Annotated in this window: 20 protein-coding genes and 1 other RNA gene; 7 read left to right on the plus strand and 14 right to left on the minus strand. The window is 71.8% G+C overall.

Annotation, left to right across the window (positions count from 1 at the left end; all coding sequences use genetic code 11):
- Nucleotides 1–27: 27 nt before the first annotated feature.
- From QM782_RS24780 to dnaX, 4 genes are all read right to left on the minus strand, one after another.
- Nucleotides 28–1,077, minus strand: coding sequence for an ABC transporter substrate-binding protein (locus tag QM782_RS24780; protein WP_415205522.1), 1,050 nt, complete (start codon nucleotides 1,075–1,077; stop codon nucleotides 28–30).
- A gap of 108 nt (nucleotides 1,078–1,185) precedes the next feature.
- Nucleotides 1,186–1,776: a recombination mediator RecR gene (recR, locus tag QM782_RS24785; RefSeq protein ID WP_415205523.1), complete on the minus strand. Its 591-nt coding sequence runs from the start codon at nucleotides 1,774–1,776 to the stop codon at nucleotides 1,186–1,188.
- A 16-nt stretch (nucleotides 1,777–1,792) separates the two neighbouring features.
- Nucleotides 1,793–2,125, minus strand: coding sequence for a YbaB/EbfC family nucleoid-associated protein (locus QM782_RS24790; RefSeq protein WP_415205524.1), 333 nt, complete (start codon nucleotides 2,123–2,125; stop codon nucleotides 1,793–1,795).
- Nucleotides 2,126–2,156: 31 nt separating this feature from the next.
- Complete coding sequence (gene dnaX / locus QM782_RS24795) at nucleotides 2,157–3,926, minus strand: DNA polymerase III subunit gamma/tau (RefSeq protein ID WP_415205525.1); 1,770 nt, start codon at nucleotides 3,924–3,926, stop codon at nucleotides 2,157–2,159.
- A 56-nt stretch (nucleotides 3,927–3,982) separates the two neighbouring features.
- On the opposite strand from dnaX, the gene ffs reads away from it, so the two are divergent.
- Nucleotides 3,983–4,079, plus strand: an RNA gene (ffs, locus tag QM782_RS24800) — signal recognition particle sRNA small type.
- Between the two features lie 32 nt (nucleotides 4,080–4,111).
- On the opposite strand, the gene QM782_RS24805 is transcribed toward ffs, so the two are convergent.
- Genes QM782_RS24805 through QM782_RS24815 form a run of 3 tightly spaced genes read right to left on the minus strand, consistent with a single transcriptional unit; the run spans nucleotide 4,112 to nucleotide 8,581 of the window.
- On the minus strand, nucleotides 4,112–6,091 hold the full coding sequence (locus tag QM782_RS24805; RefSeq protein ID WP_415205526.1) for a MacB family efflux pump subunit: 1,980 nt from the start codon (nucleotides 6,089–6,091) through the stop codon (nucleotides 4,112–4,114).
- On the minus strand, nucleotides 6,091–7,305 hold the full coding sequence (locus tag QM782_RS24810; RefSeq protein ID WP_415205527.1) for an efflux RND transporter periplasmic adaptor subunit: 1,215 nt from the start codon (nucleotides 7,303–7,305) through the stop codon (nucleotides 6,091–6,093). The genes QM782_RS24805 and QM782_RS24810 overlap by 1 nt, the downstream gene beginning before the upstream one ends.
- Before the next feature lie 28 nt (nucleotides 7,306–7,333).
- Nucleotides 7,334–8,581 carry a TIGR03862 family flavoprotein gene (locus QM782_RS24815; RefSeq protein WP_415205528.1) on the minus strand — a complete coding sequence of 416 codons (1,248 nt, stop codon included), beginning with the start codon at nucleotides 8,579–8,581 and terminating at the stop codon, nucleotides 7,334–7,336.
- 131 nt (nucleotides 8,582–8,712) lie between these two features.
- On the opposite strand from QM782_RS24815, the gene trxA reads away from it, so the two are divergent.
- The 5 genes from trxA (at nucleotide 8,713) to QM782_RS24840 (ending at nucleotide 14,260) form a co-directional block, all read left to right on the plus strand.
- The gene (gene trxA / locus QM782_RS24820) at nucleotides 8,713–9,045 is read left to right on the plus strand and encodes a thioredoxin TrxA (RefSeq protein WP_415205529.1); all 333 of its coding nucleotides are present in this window, start codon (nucleotides 8,713–8,715) and stop codon (nucleotides 9,043–9,045) included.
- Between the two features lie 211 nt (nucleotides 9,046–9,256).
- The gene (gene rho, locus QM782_RS24825) at nucleotides 9,257–10,522 is read left to right on the plus strand and encodes a transcription termination factor Rho (protein ID WP_415205530.1); all 1,266 of its coding nucleotides are present in this window, start codon (nucleotides 9,257–9,259) and stop codon (nucleotides 10,520–10,522) included.
- Nucleotides 10,523–10,640: 118 nt separating this feature from the next.
- Complete coding sequence (locus QM782_RS24830) at nucleotides 10,641–10,898, plus strand: type B 50S ribosomal protein L31 (RefSeq protein WP_415205531.1); 258 nt, start codon at nucleotides 10,641–10,643, stop codon at nucleotides 10,896–10,898.
- A gap of 100 nt (nucleotides 10,899–10,998) precedes the next feature.
- Nucleotides 10,999–12,687, plus strand: coding sequence for a hypothetical protein (locus QM782_RS24835; protein WP_415205532.1), 1,689 nt, complete (start codon nucleotides 10,999–11,001; stop codon nucleotides 12,685–12,687).
- Between the two features lie 205 nt (nucleotides 12,688–12,892).
- Entirely contained in the window at nucleotides 12,893–14,260 is a 1,368-nt protein-coding gene (locus tag QM782_RS24840; protein ID WP_415205533.1) for an MATE family efflux transporter, read from the plus strand.
- Here the strand turns inward: QM782_RS24840 and phoR are convergent.
- The 7 genes from phoR to pstS form a co-directional block, all read right to left on the minus strand.
- On the minus strand, nucleotides 14,244–15,587 hold the full coding sequence (gene phoR, locus QM782_RS24845) for a phosphate regulon sensor histidine kinase PhoR (protein ID WP_415205534.1): 1,344 nt from the start codon (nucleotides 15,585–15,587) through the stop codon (nucleotides 14,244–14,246). The genes QM782_RS24840 and phoR overlap by 17 nt on opposite strands.
- Nucleotides 15,588–15,629: 42 nt before the next feature.
- The gene (gene phoB / locus QM782_RS24850; protein ID WP_415205535.1) at nucleotides 15,630–16,379 is read right to left on the minus strand and encodes a phosphate regulon transcriptional regulator PhoB; all 750 of its coding nucleotides are present in this window, start codon (nucleotides 16,377–16,379) and stop codon (nucleotides 15,630–15,632) included.
- Entirely contained in the window at nucleotides 16,376–17,077 is a 702-nt protein-coding gene (gene phoU / locus QM782_RS24855) for a phosphate signaling complex protein PhoU (RefSeq protein WP_415205536.1), read from the minus strand. Before phoU ends, phoB begins: the two co-directional genes overlap by 4 nt.
- Nucleotides 17,078–17,087: 10 nt before the next feature.
- Complete coding sequence (pstB, locus tag QM782_RS24860) at nucleotides 17,088–17,873, minus strand: phosphate ABC transporter ATP-binding protein PstB (RefSeq protein WP_415205537.1); 786 nt, start codon at nucleotides 17,871–17,873, stop codon at nucleotides 17,088–17,090.
- Between the two features lie 23 nt (nucleotides 17,874–17,896).
- Entirely contained in the window at nucleotides 17,897–18,766 is an 870-nt protein-coding gene (gene pstA, locus QM782_RS24865; RefSeq protein ID WP_415205538.1) for a phosphate ABC transporter permease PstA, read from the minus strand.
- Nucleotides 18,767–18,777: 11 nt separating this feature from the next.
- Nucleotides 18,778–19,740 (minus strand): phosphate ABC transporter permease subunit PstC, encoded by a 963-nt coding sequence (gene pstC, locus QM782_RS24870; protein WP_415205539.1) that lies wholly within the window; start codon nucleotides 19,738–19,740, stop codon nucleotides 18,778–18,780.
- A gap of 118 nt (nucleotides 19,741–19,858) precedes the next feature.
- A complete protein-coding gene (gene pstS, locus QM782_RS24875) occupies nucleotides 19,859–20,908 on the minus strand; it encodes a phosphate ABC transporter substrate-binding protein PstS (RefSeq protein WP_415205540.1) in 1,050 nt (349 codons plus the stop codon).
- 176 nt (nucleotides 20,909–21,084) lie between these two features.
- Between pstS and QM782_RS24880 the strand changes: the two genes are divergently transcribed.
- Nucleotides 21,085–22,587 carry an exopolyphosphatase gene (locus QM782_RS24880; protein WP_415205541.1) on the plus strand — a complete coding sequence of 501 codons (1,503 nt, stop codon included), beginning with the start codon at nucleotides 21,085–21,087 and terminating at the stop codon, nucleotides 22,585–22,587.
- Nucleotides 22,588–22,595 lie beyond the last annotated feature (8 nt).

Consider the following 22,595-nt stretch of genomic DNA (forward strand, 5'->3'; position numbering starts at 1 on the left):
GCGACCTGGGACCGACCCGCCCATCCGCTACAGCTTGAAGCGCTCCTTGGCCCGCCGGGCGAACAAGTTCGTGTAGAGCTTGTCCGGATCGATCCGGCCCGGGTCGAAGCCGGGCTCGGCGCGGGCCATCGCGCGCAGCGCCGTCGCGCCGCCCTCCGCCGGTATCAGCCCGTCGGGCGAGAAGGTCTCGCGCACCTTCTGGAACGACGCGAGGTACAGCGCGCGGCCGCCCAGCAGGTAGTTCTCGGGCAGGGAGCGCACGATGTCGCCGGGCCCGGCCGTCTGCAGCCACTTGAGCGCGCGCACGATGGCGCTGGCCAGTGCCTGGCAGGTGGCCGGATAGGCCGCGACGAAGGCCGCCGGCGCATGCAGGCAGGCCGCGGGCATGGGACCGCCGAACAGTTCGTGCGAGCCCTTGAGCGAACGCGTGTCGGCCACGATGCGCACGTCGCCCTGCTGCTCCAGCATGGTCATCAGCGGCTCGGTGTTGCTGATGGCATCGAGGCGGCCGTCGCGCAGCGCCTGCAGCGCCTGCATGCCGGTCCCCACCTCGACGAACCGCACGTCGCCCGCCGCCACGCCGGCACGCGCCAGCAGCAGCCGCGCCACCAGCTGCGTGGAGGCGCCCGCCGACGACACGCCGATGCTGCGCCCGCGCAAGATGGCCGGGTCGTGGTAGCGCGCCAGCGTGCGCGTGGACACGCCCACGGCGATCTGCGGCGCCCGCGTCTGCAGCACGAAGGCCTGGAACGTCTGGCCGCGGCCGTGCAGCCGCAGCGCGTGCTCGAACGCACCGGCGCCGACCTGGGCCGCGCCGCGCAGCACCGCCTGCAGCGCGCTGCCGCCGCTGGCGTGCTCCCCGATCGCGACGTCCAGCCCCTCGGCGCGGAAGTAGCCGAGCTGCTCCGCGATCGCCAGCGGCAGGTAGTAGCAGGTGGACAGGGGGCCCGCGGCCAGCGTCAACCGCGGCAGCTCGGGGCGTTCCTGCGCGCGCAGCAGCACCGGCGCCGCCACGCAGGCGGCGCCGGCAAGGGCGGCCGCCACGAGGCCGCGGCGGCGAGGGGCTGGCGTCTGCATGGATGCACAGGAAGACGAATCCGGGGCAGCATAGTCAGCGCCGCACGGGCCGGCATCCGGAACATCCCCTTCGGGGAAAGCACGTAAGAGGAAAACCCCCTGCCGGCGTCAACGCCGGTCCACCAGCGCGTGCGCGATGGTGGACAGGTCCACGTACTCCAGCTCGCTGCCGGCCGGCACGCCGCGCGCCAGCCGCGTGACGGCGAGCCCGCGCGCCTTCAGCGCGGCCGCGATGGCATGGGCCGTGGCCTCGCCCTCGGCCGTGAAGTTGGTGGCCAGGATGACCTCCTCGACCACGCCGTCGCAGGCGCGCTCGATGAGCTCGTGCAGGCCGATCTCGCGCGGGCCGATGCCGTCCAGCGGACTGAGCCGCCCCATCAGCACGAAGTAGCGGCCCTTGTACGCGGCGGTGCGCTCCACGGCCGACTGGTCGGCCGGCGTCTCGACCACGCACAGCTTGCTGGCATCGCGCCGCGGGTCTGCGCAGGTGCTGCAGATCTCGGACTCGGTGAAGGTGTGGCACAGCGCGCAGTGGCGCACCTGGTCGACCGCCTGCGTCAGCGCACGGGCCAGCGCCTGGGCGCCGGCACGGTCGTGCTGCAGCAGGTGGAACGCCATGCGCGCGGCCGATTTCGCGCCCACGCCGGGCAGGCGGCGCAGGTTCTGGACCAGCGCCTGCAGGGAGCCGGAATCGGCCACGGCGGCAGCCGCCGCCTCAGAACGGGAACTTCATGCCGCCCGGCAGGCCGGGCATGCCCGCGGTCAGCTTGCCCATCTTCTCCTGGCTGGTCTCCTCGGCCTTGCGCACGGCGGCGTTGAAGGCGGCGGCGACCAGGTCCTCCAGCATGTCCTTGTCGTCGGCCAGCAGGCTGGGGTCGATGGTGATGCGCTTGACGTCGTGCTTGCAGGTCATGACGACCTTGACGAGGCCGGCGCCGGACTCGCCCTCGACCTCGATGCTCGCCAGTTCCTCCTGCGCCTTCTTCAGGTTGTCCTGCATGGCCTGGGCCTGCTTCATGAGGCCAGCCAGTTGTCCCTTGTTGAACATGTGAAAACTCCCGCAAACGAAAAGTTGGAAATCAGAGGGGCTTGATGCCGCTGGCGACGATTTTGGCGCCAAAGTCGCGCACCAGTGCCTGCACGAAGGCGTCGTTGCGCACGGTCTCCTCGGCCAGGCGCTGCTTCTCGGCCGCGAAGGCCGCGTTGCGGCGCGCCGGGCTGTCGCTGACGACGCCCACCTCGACCGTCAGCCGCGTCCCCAGGCCGGCCTGCTCCAGCGCGCTGCGCAGGCGTTCGCGCGCGCTCGGCTGGTTCAGCGATTCGCGCTCCACGCGCAGCATCCAGTGCTCGCCATCGCGCGCGACCAGCTGGGATTGCAGCGCCAGCTCGCGCGCCAGCGCACTGATGGCCTCGGCCGCGATCAGCCGGCGCACGGTCTCATGCCACAGGTCGCCCTCCTCGCTGGGCTGCAGCCGCGCCGCGGCGGCCACGCGGGGCTGCTCGCGCACGCCGGGCTCGGGCTGCTCGCGCACGGCGACGGCGACGACCTCCTGCACGGCCGGCGGCGGCGGCGGGGGGGGCGCCACGCGCGGCGCGGGCGCCTGCACCTGCACCGGCGGCATCTCGACCACGCGCAGCCGCTCGCCCGCCTGCACCGGCTCGCGCCCCGCCGGTGCCGGCGGCACGGGCGCCGCCGGCCTCAGCCGCTCGCCGCCGTCATGCGGAGTTTTTTTTTCAGCCGCGGCGCCGGGCGCCGGCTTGAAGGCCAGCAGCCGCAACAGCACCATGGTCAGGCCGGCGTATTCGTCCGGCGCCAGGCCCAGCTCGGCGCGGCCATGCAGGCAGATGCTGTAGAGCAGCTGCGTCTCGTCGGCCGGCAGCAGCGCGGCCAGGCGGGCGGCGTCGGCCGCATCCTGATCGCCACCGCCGTCATGGCCGGGCACGGCCTGCAGCACGGCCATGCGCTGCAGCAGCGCGGCCATGTCCTCCAGCGTCGCGGCGGCCGACAGGCCCTGGCGGCGCAGTTCCTCGCAGGTCTCGACCACCACGCGGCCGTCGCCGGCCGCCAGCGCCTCGACCAGGCGCAGCACGTGGCTGCGGTCCGCGCTGCCCAGCATCTGGCGCACCGCCGCCTCCCGCAGCTGGCCGGCGCCGAAGGCGATGGCCTGGTCGGTCAGCGACAGCGCATCGCGCATGGAGCCGCGCGCCGCGCGTGCCAGCAGCCGCAGCGACGCCTCGTCGGCCGCCACGTTCTCGCTGGCCAGCACGCGCGCGAGGTGCTCGTGCACGGTCTCGGGCGCCATCGGCCGCAGGTTGAACTGCAGGCAGCGCGACAGCACGGTCACCGGCACCTTCTGCGGGTCGGTTGTGGCCAGCACGAACTTCAGGTACTCGGGCGGCTCCTCCAGCGTCTTGAGCATGGCGTTGAACGCCGTGTTCGTGAGCATGTGCACTTCGTCGATCATGAAGACCTTGAAGCGGCCCTGCACCGGCTTGTAGACCGCCTGCTCCAACAGCATCTGCACCTCGTCCACGCCGCGGTTGGACGCGGCGTCCAGCTCGGTGTAGTCGATGAAGCGGCCGGCGTCGATCTCGGTGCAGGCCTGGCAGACACCGCAGGGCTGGGCCGTGACGCCGCCCTGCCCGTCCGGCCCCTGGCAGTTCAGCGACTTGGCCAGGATGCGCGAGACCGTGGTCTTGCCCACGCCGCGCGTGCCGGTGAAGAGGTAGGCATGGTGCAGCCGCTGGCTGGTCAGCGCGTTCTCCAGCGCACGCACCACATGCTCCTGTCCCACCATCTCGCCGAACGTCTTGGGCCGGAATTTGCGCGCGAGGACCAGATAGGACATCGGCGCATTCTACGAACCGCCCGGACGGCGCATCCGCACGGGCTACAATCCGCGTCGACGGGCCTTCCCGCATGGTGAAGCGGCCAACCGGGTCAGGTGGGGAACCAAGCAGCCCTAACTGTGGAGCCAGTGCCGGGGTCAAGGCTCGTCACCTTTCCCCCAGACTTTCCGCCCGGCCGGGCCCCTCAATCCCGCATCAGCGCCTCGACCGGATCCAGCCGCGCCGCGTTGCGCGCCGGCAGATAGCCGAACACCACGCCGATCAGCGTGGAGCACAGGAAGGCCGCGGCCATCGCCGTGCCCGAGAACACCAGCGTGAAGCTGCCGGCGAACCGCGCGAACAGCGCCCCCAGGCCCAGCGCCAGCGCGATGCCCAGCACGCCGCCGCCCAGGCAGACCAGCACCGCCTCGATCAGGAACTGCTGCCGGATGTCGCCCTGGCGCGCGCCCACGGCCATGCGCACGCCGATCTCGCCGGTGCGCTCGGTCACGCTGACCAGCATGATGTTCATCACGCCGATGCCGCCGACCACCAGCGAGATCACGGCAATGGCCGCGACCAGCAGCGCCAGCGTGGCCGTGGTCGCCTCGATGGTCTGGCGGATGCTGTCGGTGTTCAGCACGTAGAAGTCCACGCGTCCGTGCCGGCGCTCCAGCAGCTGGCCGATGCCCTGCTCCGCCGCGGCCATCGGCACGCCGTCGGCCACGCGCACCGTGATGCTGGACAGGTAGGGCTGGCCCATCAGCCGGCGCATCGCCGTGGTGTAGGGCACGTAGACGTTGAGCCGGTCGCGCCCGGGGCCGAAGCCGCCGCTGCTCCTCGCAGTCACGCCGACCACGGTGACCGGCATGCTGCCCAGCAGCAGCACCTGGCCCAGCGCCTCGCCCTGCGGGAACAGCTTGTCGCGCGTGCCGGCGTCGATCACGGCGACCTGGGCCAGGTCGCGCATGGCCGCGGCATCCAGGCCGGTACCCTCGGCCAGCGCCATGCCCTTGACGCGGAAGTACTGCTCGCCCACGCCGCTGACCGTCACCGCGGCGTCGACGTTGCGGTGGCGCGCCGTGGCGGCGGTCTGCACGTTGGGCGTCACGCTGTCCACGTAGCCCTGGCCGATCAGCGCATCGGCGTCACTGGGCAGCAGCGTCTGGATGCGCGCGGCGCGCGGGTCGCCGAAGCCGGTGCCCGAGAACACCTCGACGGTATTGGTGCCGATGGAGCTGATGTCGGCCAGGACCTTGCGCCGTGCGCCCTCGCCCAGCGCCACGACCGAGACCACCGAGGCGATGCCGATGATGATGCCGAGCATCGTCAGCAGCGTGCGCAGCTTGTGCGCGCCCAGGGCCACCAAGGCCATGCGCAGCGCCTCGCGCAGCCGGTCGGTCCAGCCGCCCAGCAGGCCGCGCGGCGCGCTGTCCGGGCGCGGCACCCGCGCAGCCGGCCGTGCGCCGCCGGCACGCGGCGTCGGCTGGTCGGAGACGATGCGGCCGTCGCGCAGCTCGACGATGCGCTCGGCATGCGCGGCCACGCCCATGTCGTGCGTGACGATGACCACCGTGTGGCCCTGCGCATGCAGCTCGGCGAGGATGGCCAGCACCTCGGCGCCGGCGTGCGTGTCCAGCGCACCGGTCGGCTCGTCCGCCAGGATCACCTCGCCGCCGTTCATCAGCGCCCGCGCGATCGACACGCGCTGCTGCTGGCCGCCCGAGAGCTTGCCGGGTGGATGCGCGACGCGATCGGCCAGGCCCAGCCGCGCCAGCAGCGCCCGCGCGCGGGCCGCACGCGCCGCGCGCGGACGGCTGGCGTAGACCGCCGGCACCTCGACGTTGGCCTGGGCCGAGAGCTCGGCCAGCAGGTGGTAGCGCTGGAACACGAAGCCGAAATGCTCGCGCCGCAGCGCGGCCAGCGCATCGGCGTCGAGCAGGCCGACCTCGCGGCCGGCCACGCGGTAGCGCCCGCGCGTGGGCCGGTCCAGGCAGCCCAGCAGGTTCATCAGCGTGGACTTGCCCGAGCCGGACTGGCCGACGATGGCGAGCATCTCGCCGGCGTGGACCGACAGGTCGATGTCCTGCAGCACGGCCAGCAGGCCGTCGGCGGCCGGGAATTCGCGCCAGACGCCCTGCAGCTGCAGCAGCGGCGCGCGGCCGGATGCGTCGGCGGACTCCATCACAGGCGCGGCGGACCGGAACGCGGGCCGGCCGGCAAGGCCCCGGCATCGCCGAGCACGACGCGCTCGCCCTCCCGCAGGCCTTCGAGCACCTCGGCGCGCACGCGGTTGTCGATGCCGATGCGCACCTGGCGCGGCTGCGGCCGGCCCTGGGCGTCCAGCACGCGCACCTGCTGCGTGCCGTCGCGCGCGCGGGCGCCGAGCGCGCCGACCGGGATCGTCAGCGCGCCCCGGGCCTCGCCGCGCACGATGTAGACCGTGGCCGTCATCGAGATGCGCAGCGCGCGTTCCGGGTTGGCCACGTCGAACAGGCCGTTGTAGTAGATCGCCGTGGCGCTGGCCGTGGTGCCGGTGGTGCCGGCGGTGCTGCCGAGCGCGCTGGCGGAGGTGCTGTTCTTGATCGCGTCCGTGGCCGGCTCGATGGTGCGCAGGCTGGCCTCGTAGCGCCGGTCCGGTTCGCCCAGGATCGTGAAGTACACGCGCTGGCCGGGCTGCACGCGCGTCACGTCGGCCTCGGAGATCGAGGCCTTCACGGTCATGGTGTCGACCTGGGCGACGATGACGATGGTCGGCGTGGTCTGGTTGGCGTTGACCGTCGTGCCCTCCTCGGTCACCACGGCCACGACCTGGCCTGCGATCGGCGAGACGATGCGGGTGTAGCCCAGGTCCACGCGCGCGGTATCGACGGTGATGCGGGCCTGCTCCACCTGGGCCGCCAGCGCGTCGACGCTGGCCCGGCTGGTGGCCGCGGCGGCCTCGGCCGCGTCCAGGCTGGCCTGCGAGGTCGCGTCCTGGGTGCGCATGCGGCGCTCGCGGCCCAGCGTCAGCGCGTTCTGCGCCAGCGTGGCGCGGGCCGACGCCAGCTGTGCCTGGATGCTGGCCAGCGCCGCCTCGGCGTTGCGGACCTTGTTCTGCTGCGGCACGGAATCGATCTCGGCGATCGGCTGGCCGGCGCGCACCTCGTCGCCGAGCCGGACCTTCAGCGACTTGACCTGGCCCGAGACCTGGGCGCCGACGCTGACCTGCCGGAACGCCTGCAGCGTGCCGTTGGCCAGCACCGTGTCCTCGATGTCCTGGCGCGTGACGGGCGCGGTGACGTAGGCCGGCGGCGGCGCGGCCGCGAAGCCCCAGCGGTACAGGCCATAGGCCAGGACGGCCAGGACGAGGACGGCGGCCGCGATGCGCAGGCGCCGCGAAGCGGTGGAAGAGAGCATAGGCGGCCCGGATTCTCGGGCACGGCGTTCAGCGGCCCAGGTAGCGCAGCACGCCTTCGGCCGCGGCAACGCCGCTGGCCAGGCAGGCCGTCAGCAGGTAGCCGCCGGTCGGCGCCTCCCAGTCCAGCATCTCGCCGGCGCAGAACACGCCCGGCAGGGCCTGGAGCATCAGGTGTTCGTCCAGCGCGGCCAGCGCCACGCCGCCGGCGGTGCTGATGGCCTCGGCCACCGGGCGCGGCGCGGCCAGCAGCACCGGCAGCGCCTTGATCGCGCCGGCCAGCGCGGCCGGGTCGTGCAGGCTGCCGGGCGCCAGCAGTTCGTGCAGCAGCGCGAGCTTGATGCCGTCCAGCGCCAGCCGGCTCTTCAGATGGCTGGACAGCGAACGCGCGCCGCGCGGATGGCGGCAGGCGGCCAGCACCTGCTCGGGCGTGCGGTCCGGCAGCAGGTCCAGCCACAGGCGCGCCCGGCCGTCGCGCGCGATCTGCTCGCGCAGCAGGCGGGAGGCCGCATAGACCAGGCTGCCCTCGATGCCGGTGGCCGTGGCCACGAACTCGCCCTTGCGCACGAACCAGCCGCCCGCACCGTCGGCGCAGCGCAGCGCCACCGACTTGAAGGGCTGTCCCGCGAAGCGTTCGGCGAAATGCGCGCTCCACCCGCCCCCGGCCGGCGCGCGCGGCGTGGCCGCGACGTCGAAGCCGCAGTTGGCCGGCTGCAGCGGCACCAGCGCCACACCGCGCGCGGCCAGCAGCGGCACCCAGGCGCCGTCGGAGCCCAGGCGCGGCCAGCTCGCGCCGCCCAGCGCCAGCACGGTCGCCGCCGGCCGCAGCGCGACCGTGCCGCCCGGCGCCTCCAGGCGCAGTTGCCCGTCGTCGGTCCAGCCGGTCCAGCGGTGGCGCATGTGCAGCCGCACGCCGGCCGTGCGCAGCCGGTGCAGCCAGGCACGCAGCAGCGGCGCGGCCTTCATGTCCGCCGGGAACACGCGGCCCGAGGTGCCGACGAAGGTGGCGATGCCCAGCCCCTGCGCCCAGTCGCGCACGCCCTGCGCATCGCACCGCGCGAGCCAGGCGCCGACCGCGGCGCCATGCGGCCCGTAGCGTTCGACGAAGCGCCCGGCCGGCTCCGAATGCGTGAGATTGAGGCCGCCCTTGCCGGCCAGCAGGAACTTGCGGCCGACCGACGGCATGGCGTCGTACAGGTCCACCGGCACCCCGGCGCCGGCCAGCCGCTCGGCCGCCATCAGACCCGCGGGACCGCCGCCGACCACGGCCACCGTCATGCCCGACTCCGGGCGAAAAAGCCCCATTTCTCAATGGCCTCCATAGCCTGCGGCGACCCGCGCCGACCCTTGGTTTCTGTCACAATGCCGCGACTTTAGCCGTCCCATCTCCACCACAAAGGAAGCGAACAATGGCCAGCGAATTGATCAAGAACGTGTCCGACGCCAGTTTCGAGGCCGACGTGCTGAAGTCCGGCACGCCGGTGCTCGTGGACTACTGGGCCGAGTGGTGCGGCCCGTGCAAGATGATCGCGCCGATCCTGGACGAAGTCGCCAAGAACTACGAAGGCAAGCTGCAGGTCGCCAAGATGAACGTGGACGAGAACCGCGACGTGCCGGCCAAGTTCGGCATCCGCGGCATCCCCACGCTGATGCTGTTCAAGGGCGGCGAGCTGTCGGCCACCAAGGTCGGCGCCATGAGCAAGGCCCAGCTGACCGCCTTCATCGACCAGCAACTGGCCTGATCCCGTCTCCTGCGCCTGCCCGGCCCGGCGCCTTCGCGCCGCACGCCATGCCGGACAGGCGCTCTTTCCTGTCATAATCCTTGCAGTTCGCTGCCGCCCCCCAGCATCTTCGGGGTCCGGCAGTCCGATCCGGTGCCAGGGCGTATTCCCGCCTCGTCCGCACCACCTCCCCCGCGTCTGCCACCCTAGAACTCCCCGACGGAGTCATTCCATGCATCTGAACGAACTCAAGGCTCTGCACGTGTCCGAAGTCCTGCGCCAGGCGGAGGAACTGGAGATCGAGAACACGGGCCGCATGCGCAAGCAGGAGCTGATGTTCGCGATCATCAAGAAGCGCGCCCGCGCCGGCGAGCAGGTCTTCGCGGACGGCGTGCTGGAGATCCTGCCCGACGGCTTCGGCTTCCTGCGCAGCCCGGACACCAGCTACACGGCCAGCACCGACGACATCTACATCAGCCCGAGCCAGGTGCGCCGCTTCAACCTGCACACCGGCGACATGATCGAAGGCGAGGTGCGCACGCCCAAGGACGGCGAGCGCTACTTCGCGCTGAACAAGCTGGACAAGGTCAACGGCCGCCAGCCCGAGGACAACAAGCACAAGGTGATGTTCGAGAACCTGACGCCGCTGTTCCCCAAGGAACAGATGCGCCTGGAACGCGACAACTTCAAAGGCGAGGAGAACATCACCGGCCGCATCATCGACATCATCGCGCCGATCGGCAAAGGCCAGCGCGCGCTGCTGGTGGCGCCGCCCAAGAGCGGCAAGACGGTGATGATGCAGCACATCGCGCACGCGATCTCGGCCAACTACCCCGACAGCTACATGATGGTGCTGCTGGTCGACGAGCGGCCCGAGGAAGTGACCGAGATGCAGCGCTCGGTCAAGGGCGAGGTCATCGCCTCCACCTTCGACGAGCCGGCCGCGCGCCACGTGCACGTGGCCGAGATGGTGATCGAGCGCGCCAAGCGCCTGGTCGAGCTCAAGAAGGACGTGGTGATCCTGCTGGACTCGATCACCCGCCTGGCGCGCGCCTACAACAACGTCGTGCCCTCCTCCGGCAAGGTGCTGACCGGCGGCGTGGACGCCAATGCGCTGCAGCGGCCCAAGCGTTTCCTGGGCGCGGCGCGCAACGTCGAGGAAGGCGGCTCGCTGACCATCATCGGCACGGCCCTGGTCGATACCGGCAGCCGCATGGACGAGGTGATCTTCGAGGAGTTCAAGGGCACCGGCAACTGCGAGATCCACCTGGACCGCCGCCTGTACGAGAAGCGCGTGTTCCCCTCGATCCAGCTCAACCGCAGCGGCACGCGCCGCGAGGAACTGCTGCTGGCGCCCGAGATCCTGCAGAAGAGCCGCATCCTGCGCCAGTTCATGTACAACATGGACGAGATCGAGGCCATGGAGCTGATGCTCAAGAACATGCGCGCGACGAAGAACAATTCCGAGTTCTTCGACATGATGCGCCGCGGCGGCTGATCGGCCGCCCTGTGCGATAATCATCGGCTTTTCGCGGCAAGTATCCGGGCTTTGGATTGCACGAGCGGTTCGTGCAAGGCGCGCGACGGCTGCCGCAGCTGACCTGAAGGAAGCTCCCATGAAAGAAGGCATCCACCCGAACTACCGCGAAGTGGTGTTCCTGGACCTGTCCAACAACTTCAAGTTCGTCACGCGCTCGTGCGTAAACACCCGCGAGACCATCAAGCTGGACGACGGCCGCGAACTGCCGCTGTACAAGCTCGATACCTCCAGCGAATCGCATCCCTTCTACACCGGCACGCAGAAGTCGGTGGACAACATGGGCGGCCGCGTGGAGCGCTTCCGCAACCGCTTCGGCAAGACGGCTGCCAAGTAAAACCGTCCCCGCCGTCCTCGGCCCAGGGCAGCCCGGTGTACCGCGCTGCCCTTTTTCACGCCCGCCCACGCCCCGATCCTGACCGCCCGCCCGAGACGCTGTGAACCAGCCCAGCCCCGCCATCGTCCCCCAGAGCGGCGTGCGCCGCCTGCCGCGCAGCGCGCTGCTGCTGCTGTGCGCGGCCTACGTGCTGGCCGGCTTCGTGGGCCGCGACCCGCTGAAGAACATCGACGTCGCGTCCTTCGGCACCATGCGCGAGCTGGCGGCCGGCACCGCCAGCTGGTGGAACCCGACGCTGATGGGCCAGCCCGACCCGGGCGTGCTGCTGCCGAACTGGCTGGGCGCCTGGGCGCTGATGCTGGCGCCGTCCTGGATCGATCCGGCCTTCGCCGCGCGCATCCCGTTCATGGCGCTGCTGGCCATCGCGCTGGCCGCGACGTGGTACGGCGTCTACTACCTCGCGCGGGCGCCCCAGGCGCAGCCGGTGGCCTTCGCGTTCGGCGGCGAGGCCCGGCCCGCCGACTACGCGCGCGCGCTGGCCGACGGTGGCCTACTGGCGCTGATCGCCTGCATGGGCCTGGCCCAGCTGTCGCACGAGACCTCGCCGGCCGTGGCCCAGCTGGGCTGCGGCGCACTGCTGTTCTTCGGCCTGTCGGCCCTGCCCTACCGCACCGGCCTGGCCATGGCGGCGGTGGCCGCGGGGCTGGCCGGGCTGGCGCTGTCCGGCGCGCCGTCGGTGGCGCTGCTGCTGGGCACGGGCGGCGCGGCCGTCTGCCTGATCGACCGCGGCGAGGGCGACACGCCGGCGCAGCACCGCCGCCAGGCGGCCTGGGTGCTGGCGCTGGCGCTGGCCGTGGCGGCACTGGCCACGGCGCTGGACCTGTGGCAGTGGCGCCTGGCGCTGCCGGCCGCGCAATGGAGCACCTGGCACAGCCTGGGCAAGCTGCTGCTGTGGTTCACCTGGCCGATCTGGCCGCTGGCGCTGTGGACGCTGTGGCGCTGGCGCGCGCAGCTGCTGGGTGGCCGGCTGCAGCGCCATTTCGCGCTGCCGCTGTGGTTCCTGCTGGTGCTGCTGGGCGGCACGCTGCTGGCCCCGCCCTCGGACCGCGCGCTGCTGCTGGGCCTGCCGGCGCTGGCCGCGCTGGCCGCGTTCGCGCTGCCGACCTTCGGCCGCAGCGTGGCCGCGCTGATCGACTGGTTCACGCTGCTGTTCTTCTCCAGCTGCGCGATCACCATCTGGGTCATCTGGATCTCGCTGCAGACCGGCGTGCCGGCCAAGCCGGCGGCCAACGTGTTCAAGCTGGCGCCGGGCTTCGTGCCGGTGTTCTCGCCGCTGGCCTTCGTGCTGGCGCTCGCGGCCACCGGCATCTGGATCTGGCTGGTGCGCTGGCGCGTGGGCCGCAACCCCTCGGCGATCTGGAAGAGCCTGGTGCTGCCGGCCGGCGGCACGGCGCTGTGCTGGTTCCTGCTGATGACGCTGGGCCTGCCGACGCTGAACTACGCGCGCAGCTACGCGCCGCTGGTGCGGCTGGTGCAGGCGCAGATGGACAGCCCCGGCTGCGTGGAGATCCACGGCTTCACGCGCGCGCAGATCGCCGCGTTCCGCTTCCATGGCGGCATGGACCTGCGCCCGGCCACCGACCAGCCCTCCTCCTGCCCCTGGCTGCTGGTGCATTCGGACGACCTGCCCACGCTGCGCGCCGTGGTCGGCAACCAGCCCTGGCAACTGGTGGCCTCGGTGCGCCGCCCGGCCGACAAGGACGAGAACATGCTGCTATTCCGCCGATGACCGCCGAGGCCGCGCATGGCTGGGAAGCTGTGAACGCATCCCTCACGCCCACGCGGGACCCCGATGCACGTCCACCGGCATCGCCATCGCCGGGCCCGGGGCCTCGCCCTTGGGGCCGGGGCACGCCGTCCATGCGGGCGTTGCCGTCCCTGCCCTGGCATGAGCCGAAACGGCGGCCTACGCCTGTCGCCCGGCGCACCCCGGCGTGAGCGCGAGCGATCCATTCACGGCTGCCGGGCGCTCCGACGGGTCGGTGATCGCCCGGCACGCCGGCACCGTGTTCGTCGGCCAGCTGGCGGTGATGGCATTCGGCGTGACCGACACCCTGGTCGCCGGCCGCCATTCCGATGCCGCGCTGGCCGCGCTGTCGGTCGGCTCGGCCCTGTTCGTCAGCGTGTTCGTGGGCCTGATGGGCGTGCTGCAGGCGCTGCTACCGGTCTGGGCCGAGCTGCACGGCGCCGGCCGCGGCGCCGAGATCGGCCTGTCGGTGCGCCAGTCGCTGTACGTCGCCCTCGTCTGCATGGTGCTGGGCTGCGCCGCGCTGCTGGCGCCAGCGCCGCTGCTGCACTGGGCCGAGGTGCCGCCGGCGCTGCGCGGCGAGGTCACGCAGTACCTGGCGGTGCTGGCGCTGGCACTGCCGGCGGCGCTGCTGTTCCGCCTGTACGGCACGCTGAACCAGGCGCTGGGCAAGCCGGTCCTGGTGACCTGGCTGCAGCTCGGCGGCCTGGCGCTGAAGCTGCCGCTGTCGGTCTGGTTCACGTTCGGCGGCGCCGGCCTGCCCGCCGGCGGCGCGGTCGGCTGCGCCTGGGCCACGCTGGCGGTCCAGTACGCGATGCTGGGCGTGGCCTGGTGGACGCTGCGCACCCGGCCGCTGTACCGCGAGCTGGCGATCTGGCGGCGCCCGGAGCCGCCGTCCTGGCGCCGGCTGGCCGAGTTCCTGCGGCTGGGCGTGCCGGCCGGGCTGGCGGTGCTGGTGGAGGTGACCTCCTTCACGCTGATGGCGCTGCTGATCGCCCGGCTGGGCACGGTGGCGCTGGCCAGCCACCAGGTCGCGGCCAGCTTGGCGGCGGTGCTGTACATGTCGCCGCTGTCGCTGGGCCTGGCGACCAGCGCGCGCGTGAGCTGGTGGCTGGGCCAGGGCCAGGCCGCGCGCGCCCGCGCCAGCCTGCGCACCGGCCTGGCGATGGCCGCGGCGTCGGCGCTGCTGCTGGCCGGCGCCGTGGCGCTGCTGCGCGAGCCGATCGCCCGCTTCTACGCCGGCAGCGCGGCCGTGGGCGCTGCCGCCGCCGGCCTGCTCGGCTGGGTCGCGCTGTACCACCTGGCGGACACGCTGCAGGCCGTCAGCGTGTTCGTGCTGCGCAGCTACCGCGTCACGCTGCTGCCGCTGGCGGTCTACGGCGTACTGCTGTGGGGCCTGGGGCTGGCCGGCGGCAATGCGCTGGCCTACCGCGGCCTCGGTCCCTGGCCGGCGCTGCAGTCGGCGGCGGCGTTCTGGATCATGGCCGCCGCGGCGCTGGCGCTGACGGCGCTGGTGTTCCTGGCGCTGCTGGCGCGCATCACGCGCGCGCGCTGACGGCCGCCGGCCCGCTGCGCACGCGGCTGGCCGGCAGCACGATCGCGAAGCGCGAACCCCGGCCCACCGTGGAGTCGATGCGCAGCTCCGCGCCGTGGCGCTGCACCACGTGCTTGACGATGGCCAGGCCCAGCCCGGTGCCGCCGGTCTCGCGCGAGCGGCTGCGGTCCACGCGGTAGAAGCGCTCGGTCAGCCGCGGAATGTGTTCCGGCGCGATGCCGGGGCCGGTGTCGGCCACCGAGAACTCGGCCCGCCCGTCCGGCAGGCGGCGGCACGCCACGCGGACGCTGCCGCCGCACGGCGTGTAGCGCACCGCGTTGCTGACCAGGTTGGACACCGCGCTCAGCAGTTCGCTGCGCGAGCCGGCCAGCGCCAGCGCCGGCGCCGCCTCGAAATGCAGCGCGTGCGCCGCGCCCTGCCCGGCCGTCAGCAGCGCCGACAGCGCCTGCGCCTCCTCCTCGCACTGCGCCAGCAGGTCGGCGGCCGACGTCCATTCGTCGCGGCGGGGCGGCGGGCTGCCCTCGATGCGCGACAGCGTCAGCAGGTCCTGCACCAGCGTCTGCATGCGCGCGGCCTGCTGCGCCATCAGTTCCAGGTAGCGCCCGCGCTCGGCCTCGTCCAGCGGCAGCGACTGCAGCGTCTCGACGAAGCCGGTCAGCACCGTCAGCGGCGTGCGGATCTCGTGCGAGACGTTGGCCACGAAGTCGCGCCGCATGGCCTCGGCCTGCTCCAGCGCCGTCACGTCGTTGGACAGCAGCAGTTGCCGCCCCTCGCCGTACGGATGCAGCCGCACCGCCAGGCGCACCGGCCGGCCGGCGCTGTCGCCGCGGCCGGCGATCACCGCGTTGCGCGCCGGATCGGGATGCGCGTAGTAGGCGGCGAACGCCGGGTCACGCACCAGGTTGCCGATCAGCTGCTCGTGGTCGCGCTCGATGTCGATGCCGAAATGCGCGGACGCCATGGCGTTGCACCAGGTGATGCGGCCCTCGGCGTCCAGCAGCACCACGCCGTTGGACGAGGCCTGGATCGCCTGCAGGAAGTCCTGCAGCCGCCGCTCGCTGTCCTCCATGCGGCGCTGCTGGCCGCGCTGCAGCCGGCGCAGCCGGTCGGCCACCTCGCCCCACAGGCCGCGCATGCGCGGCAGCGCGGCCAGGTCGCCGTCGCGCAGCCGGCGCAGCACCCGCAGGCCGCGCGCCAAGTCCGCCAGCCACCAGGCCAGCGCGCCCAGCACCGCGCCGGCGCAGGCGCCGGGCCAGTGCCAGATCCACCAGCCGGCCAAGGCGCCGGCGCCCTGGAAGGCGAGGAAGCTCAGAATGCGCAGCCACATGGCACGATTGTCGCGGCTGCCGGGCCCCGCCCCGCCCGGGCGTCAGGTCGCCGGCGAGGACGAGGCCGCGGCCCGCGCGGCGCGCTGGCCGCCGGCCGGCGCCACCGGCTGGGCCGTGATGCGGTAGCCGGCGCCGCGCACCGTCTCGACCATGCTGCCGGCCGCGCCCAGCGCCTCGCGCAGGCGCTTGACGTGCACGTCCACCGTGCGCTCCTCGATGAACACGTGGTCGCCCCACACGCGGTCCAGCAGCTGCGAACGGCTGTGCACCCGCTCGGGGTGCTGCATCAGGTAGTGCAGCAGCTTGAACTCGGTCGGCCCCATCTTCAGCGGCTGCCCCTCGTGGCTCACGCGGTGCGTGGCGCTGTCCAGCACCAGCGCGCCGATCTGCACCGCGCCGCCGGCCTGCTCCGGCGCGCGCCGGCGCAGCAGCGCGCGGATGCGCGCCAGCAGCTCCTTGGTCGAGAACGGCTTGGCGATGTAGTCGTCGGCACCCGCGTCCAGGCCGGTCACGCGGTCGTGCTCGTCGCCGCGCGCGGTCAGCATGATGATGGGCACGGCCTTGGTGCGCGGGTCGGCGCGCCACTTGCGCGCCAGCGACAGCCCGCTCTCGCCCGGCAGCATCCAGTCCAGAAGCACCACGTCGGGCAGCACCGCGTCCAGCTCGGCCTGGGCGGTCACGCTGTCCATGGCCCAGGTCGGCGCGAAGCCGTTGTGCCGCAGGTTCACGGCCACCAGCTCGGCGATGGCCGGCTCGTCCTCGACGATCAGGACGCGGGGCATGTGCCTCATTGGACGGCCGACTCGACCTGCGCCAGGCTCACGTGGCGCACGTCGGCTCCCTTGACGATGTAGATGATGAACTCGGCGATGTTCTTGGCATGGTCGCCGATGCGCTCGATCGCCTTGGCCAGGAACAGCAGGTCCAGGCTCGCGGAGATGGTGCGCGGGTCTTCCATCATGTAGGTGATGAGCTTGCGCAGGAAGCCGTCGAACTCGCGGTCGATCAGGTCGTCCTCCTTCAGGATGCTGACGGCCGCGGCCGTGTCCAGCCGCGCGAACGCGTCCAGCGCCTTGCGCAGCAGGCCCGAGGCCAGGTCGGCCGAGACGCGCAGGTCCAGCGTGGGCAGCTGGCGCGCCGCGCCGCTCTCGGCGATGGACTTGGCCATGCGCGCGATCTTGGCGGACTCGTCGCCCACGCGCTCCAGGTTGGCGGTGGTCTTGGAGATCGCCAGCAGCAGGCGCAGGTCGCGCGCGGTCGGCTGGCGCCGGCCGATGATGGACGCCAGCTCGCGGTCGATCTCGACCTCCATCGCGTTGACGCGCTGCTCGGTCTGCTCGACCTCGTCGGCCACTTCCGTGCTGAACTGCGCCAGCGCGTAGATGGCCTTGCGGATCTGCGACTCGACCAGGCCGCCGAGTTCCATGACGCGGCTGGAGACGCTGTTGAGCTCGGCGTCGAATTGGGTGGAAAGGTGCTTGTCCGCCATGTCCTGCTCCTCAGCCGAAGCGGCCCGTGATGTAGTCCTCGGTCTCCTTGCGCTTGGGCTTGAAGAACAGCTGCTCGGTGGCGCCGAACTCCATCAGGTCGCCCAGGTACATGTAGGCCGTGTAGTCGCTGCAGCGGGCCGCCTGCTGCATGTTGTGGGTGACGATGACCACCGTGTATTCGGTCTTCAGCTCGGTGATCAGTTCCTCGATCTTGGAGGTGGAGATCGGGTCCAGCGCCGAGCAGGGCTCGTCCAGCAGCAGCACCTCGGGCTTGATGGCGATGCCGCGCGCGATGCACAGGCGCTGCTGCTGGCCGCCGGACAGGCCCGAGCCGCTCTGGTTCAGCTTGTCCTTGACCTCGGTCCACAGCGCCGCCTTGCGCAGCGCCCATTCCACGCGGTCGTCCATGTCGGTGGCCGACAGGCTCTCGAACAGCTTCACGCCGAAGGCGATGTTGTCGTAGATCGACATCGGGAACGGCGTGGGCTTCTGGAACACCATGCCGACCTTGGCGCGCACCAGGGCCACGTCCTGCTTGCTTTCCAGCAGGTTCTCGCCGTCCAGCAGGATCTGGCCCTCGGCGCGCTGCTCGGGGTAGAGCTCGAACATGCGGTTGAAGGTGCGCAGCAGCGTGGACTTGCCGCACCCGGACGGGCCAATGAAGGCGGTGACCTTCTTCTCCGGGATCTCCAGGTTGATGCCCTTCAGGGCGTGGAACTTGCCGTAGTAGAAGTTCAGGTCCTTCACGGCGATCTTGGCGCGCTCGGCCACGGGGGCGGCGATGCTTGCGGACATGTCGGTTCTCTCTCGGATTGCGGTCATTGCTTGGAGCGCGTCAGCACGCGGGCCAGGATGTTCAGGCCCAGCACCGCCACGGTGATCAGGAACACGCCGGCCCAGGCCAGCTGCTGCCAGTTCTCGTACGGGCTCATCGCGAACTTGAAGATCGTGACCGGCAGGCTGGCCATCGGCTCGCCCATGCTGGAGGTCCAGAACTGGTTGTTCAGCGCGGTGAACAGCAGCGGCGCGGTCTCGCCGGCGATGCGCGCCACGGCCAGCAGCACGCCGGTCACGACGCCGGCGCGCGCGGCGCGCAGCGTGATGCTCATGATGACCTTCCACTTCGGCGTGCCCAGCGCGTAGGCCGCCTCGCGCAGGCCCGGCGGCACCAGCTGCAGCATGTTCTCGGTGGTGCGGATCACCACCGGGATCACGATCAGCGCCAGCGCGATCGCGCCGGCGATGCCGGAGAAGGACCGCATCTGCGACACCACGACCGCGTAGACGAACAGGCCGATCACGATGGACGGCGCCGACAGCAGGATGTCGTTGACGAAGCGCGTGACCGAGGCCAGCGGGCCCTTGGTGTCGTACTCGGCCAGGTACACGCCGGCCAGGATGCCGATCGGCGTGCCGACGAAGGTCGCCACCAGCACCATCAGGAACGAGCCGTACAGCGCGTTGGCGATGCCGCCGGCCTCGTTGGGCGGCGGCGTCATCTCGGTGAAGACGGCCAGCGACAGGCCGCCGATGCCCAGGCGCAGCGTCTCCCACAGGATCCAGACCAGCCAGAACACGCCGAAGGCCATGGCCGCCAGCGACAGCGTCAGCGCGACCTGGTTGACGCGCTTGCGGCGCTGGTACCGGGCGCGGCGCGCCGCATCGAATTCCGCCTTGCGGATCAGCATCTCTCCCGTGCTCACGACTTGGCCCCCTCGCTCTTGCGCAGGCGCGCCAGCAGCAGCTTGGACAGCGCCAGCACGACGAAGGTGATGAAGAACAGCACCAGGCCCAGGTACATCAGCGCGGCCTGGTGCAGGCCGGCGCCGGCTTCGGCGAACTCGTTGGCCAGGGCCGAGGTGATGGAGTTGGCGGCCTGGAACAGGCTCAGCGAATCGAGCTGGTTCATGTTGCCGATCACGAAGGTCACGGCCATGGTCTCGCCCAGCGCGCGGCCCAGGCCCAGCATCACGCCGCCGATGACGCCGGCCTTGGTGTAGGGCAGCACCACCTTGGACATCACCTCCCAGGTCGTCGCGCCCAGGCCGTAGGCCGATTCCTTCAGCAGCGGCGGCGTAACCTCGAACACGTCGCGCATCACCGAGGCGATGAACGGGATGATCATGATCGCCAGGATGATGCCGGCCGACAGGATGCCGATGCCCACCGGAGGCCCCGAGACCAGCGCGCCCAGGTAGGGCACGCCGTCCAGCAGCTTCTGCAGCGGCTGCTGCACCCAGGCCGACAGGATGGGCCCGAACACCAGCAGGCCCCACATGCCGTAGACGATGGACGGCACCGCCGCCAGCAGCTCGATGGCCGTGCCCAGCGGGCGCTTGAGCCAGGCCGGCGACAGCTCGGTCAGGAACAGCGCGATGCCGAAGCTCACCGGCACCGCGATCACCAGCGCGATGATCGAGGTGGCAAGCGTGCCGTAGACCATGACCAGGCCGCCGAACTCCTCCTGGACCGGGTCCCAGGTGGTGGAGGCCAGGAAGCCCAGGCCGTACTTGGTGATCGCCGGCCAGGCACCCTGGACCAGCGACAGCAGGATGCCCAGCAGCAGCGCCAGCGTCAGCCAGGCCGCGCCCTGGGCGGCCCAGCCGAACAGCCGGTCGGCCAGCGGGCCGCTGCGGGCCCTCTTGGGGGGGGGGGTTGTCATGGCGCGGCCACCTCCTTCGCCGGCACCCTTGCCGGCCAGGTCGAAGGGAGCGCCGTTGGCGGGAAGTGTAGAAGACACGGCCGTGCTCGGGTTTCGGCGGGCAGTCGGGGCGCCGGCCTCAGTTGGCCGCCTGCGCGACCGGCTTGCCGGCGGCGTCGGCGATCTGCTCCCAGGACTTCTGGATCACCGCCTTCACGCTGGCCGGCATCGGCACGTAGTCCAGGTCGCCGGCGGTCTTGTCGCCGTCCTTGTAGGCCCAGGCGAAGAAGCGCAGCGCCGAGGCGGCGGTGGCTGGCTTGTCCTGCTTCTTGTGCATCAGGATGAAGGTCGCGCCGGTGATGGGCCAGGCGGCGTCGCCGGCCTGGTTCGTCAGCACCTGGTAGAAGCTCTTGCTCCAGTCGGCGCCGGCGGCGGCGGCCTTGAAGGCCGCGTCGTCGGGCGCGACGAACTTGCCGGCCGCGTTCTGCAGCAGCGCGTAGGTCATCTTGTTCTGCTTGACGTAGGCGTACTCCACGTAACCGATGGAGTTGGGCAGGCGGCCGACGAAGGCGGCCACGCCCTCGTTGCCCTTGCCGCCGGCGCCGGTCGGCCAGTTCACGGCCGTGCCCTCGCCGACCTTGGACTTCCACTCGGCGTTGACCTTGGACAGGTAGTTCGTGAACAGGAAGCTGGTGCCCGAGCCGTCGGCGCGGCGCACCGGGGCGATCTGGGCGTCGGGCAGCGCCAGCCCGCCGTTCAGCGCCACGATGGCCGGGTCGTTCCACTTGGTGATCTTGCCCAGGTAGATGTCGCCCAGCACCTGGCCGGAGAGCTTCAGGTCGCCGGCCTTGACGCCGGGGATGTTGACCACCGGGATTACGCCGCCGATCACGGTCGGAAACTGCACCAGGCCCTTGGCGGCCAGGTCCTCGTCCTTCAGCGGCGCGTCGGAGGCGCCGAAGTCCACGGTCTTGGCCTCGATCTGCTTCAGGCCGGCGCCCGAGCCCACGGACTGGTAGTTGATCTTGGTGCCGGAGGCCTTGTGGTAGTCGGCCGCCCACTTGGCGTACAGCGGCGCCGGAAAGCTGGCGCCCGCGCCGGTCACGTCCTGCGCGAAGGTGGTCCCGGCGAACGCCAGGCTGGCCAGGCCCAGCAGGCCGGCGGTGGAGTAACGGGTGATCGATGGCATGCAAACCTCTCTGGTGAGTGCTCCGGGAGCGGGACCGGGCGGTGGATGCCACCCGCGATGGCCGGAAATTTAAGAAGCTTGTGTGACAGCAACATGACATGCCGGCCGCGCGCCCCGGGCCGGGCCGCCCGGGCCTCGCTGCGGTGCAGCATCGGTGCTAGGATGCCGCCCCAGCGATGCAGAACGGAACCCTCCTCGCAGCCCTGGACCTGGGCTCCAACAGCTTCAGGCTGGAGATCGGCCGGCTCGACCACGGCCAGATCCGCCGCACCGAGTACCTCAAGGAGGTGGTGCGCCAGGGCAACGGGCTGGACGAGGCGCGCAACCTCAGCCGCGACGCCATGCAGCGCGGCCTGGACTGCCTGGCCCGCTTCGCCGAGCGGCTGGCCGGCATCCCCCGGACGCAGGCGCGGGCCGTGGCCACCCAGACGCTGCGCGAGGCGCGCAACCGCGACGAATTCCTGAGCCGCGGCCACGAGATCCTGGGCTTTCGCATCGACGTGATCTCCGGCCGCGAGGAAGCGCGGCTGATCTACCAGGGCGTGTCGCGGCTGCTGCCGCAGTCCGACGAGCGCCGGCTGGTCATCGACATCGGCGGGCGCTCCACCGAGATGATCCTGGGCCAGGGCTACGAGGCGCGTCTGATGGAGTCGTTCCGCGTCGGCAGCGTGTCTTGGTCGATGCGCTACTTTCCCAAGGGCGAGTTCACGCCCGATGCCTTCCGCATGGCGAAGATCGCGGCCGAGGCCGTGCTCGACGAGGCGCTGCAGGCCTACGACCGAAGCCACTGGAGCGCGGCCTACGGCGCCTCCGGCACGGTCGGCGCGGTCGCCGACATGCTGGCCGCGGCCGGCGGCCCGCCGGGCCTGATCACGCGCGAGGGGCTGGACTGGCTGCGCGAGCGGCTGCTCAAGGCCCGCACGGTCGAGCGCGTGAACATCGACGGCATGAAGGACGACCGCAAGCTGGTGATCGGCGGCGGGCTGTCCGTGCTGCTGGCGATCTTCGACCTGCTCGGCATCCGCGAGCTGCAGGCCGCCGACGGCGCGCTGCGCCACGGCGTGCTCTACGACCTGGTCGAGCGCGACGCGGCCGACAGCGACGTGCGCTCGGCCTCGGTGCGCCGGCTGGCCGCCAAGTTCGACACCGACGCGGCCCAGGCCAGCCGCGTCGCCACGGTGGCCACGCAGTTCTTCTCCCAGCTGCAGGCCAGCCTGAACCGTCCGCAAGAAGAGACGAGCCGCCTGCAGCGCAAGCTGCTGTGGGCCGCGCAGCTGCACGAGATCGGCTTCCTGGTCTCGCACAGCAGCTACCACCGCCACGGCGCCTACGTGCTGGACAACGCCGACGCCCCCGGCTTCGCGCTGCCGGAGCTGCACCGGCTGAGCCAGCTGGTGCTGGGCCACCGCGGCAAGCTGAAGAAGCTGGAGGCCGAGCTGGCCGACCCGGCGTTCGCCCAGCAGCTGCTGGCGCTGCGGCTGGCCGTGATCCTGTGCCACGCCCGGCGCGACCCCGACGTCGAGGGCCTGAAGCTCGGCGGCAAGCCGCGCCAGGCCCAGCGCACCCTCGGCTGCCGCCCCGGCTGGGCCGAGGCCTTTCCGCAGTCCGTGCACCTGCTGCGCGAGGAGGCCGCGGCCTGGGCCAAGACGCCCTGGCCGCTGCAGCTGCAGGGGTTCTGAAGCGCCCC

Source organism: Pseudorhodoferax sp. (genome assembly GCF_047601025.1).
In the GTDB taxonomy this organism is placed as follows: domain Bacteria; phylum Pseudomonadota; class Gammaproteobacteria; order Burkholderiales; family Burkholderiaceae_C; genus Pseudorhodoferax.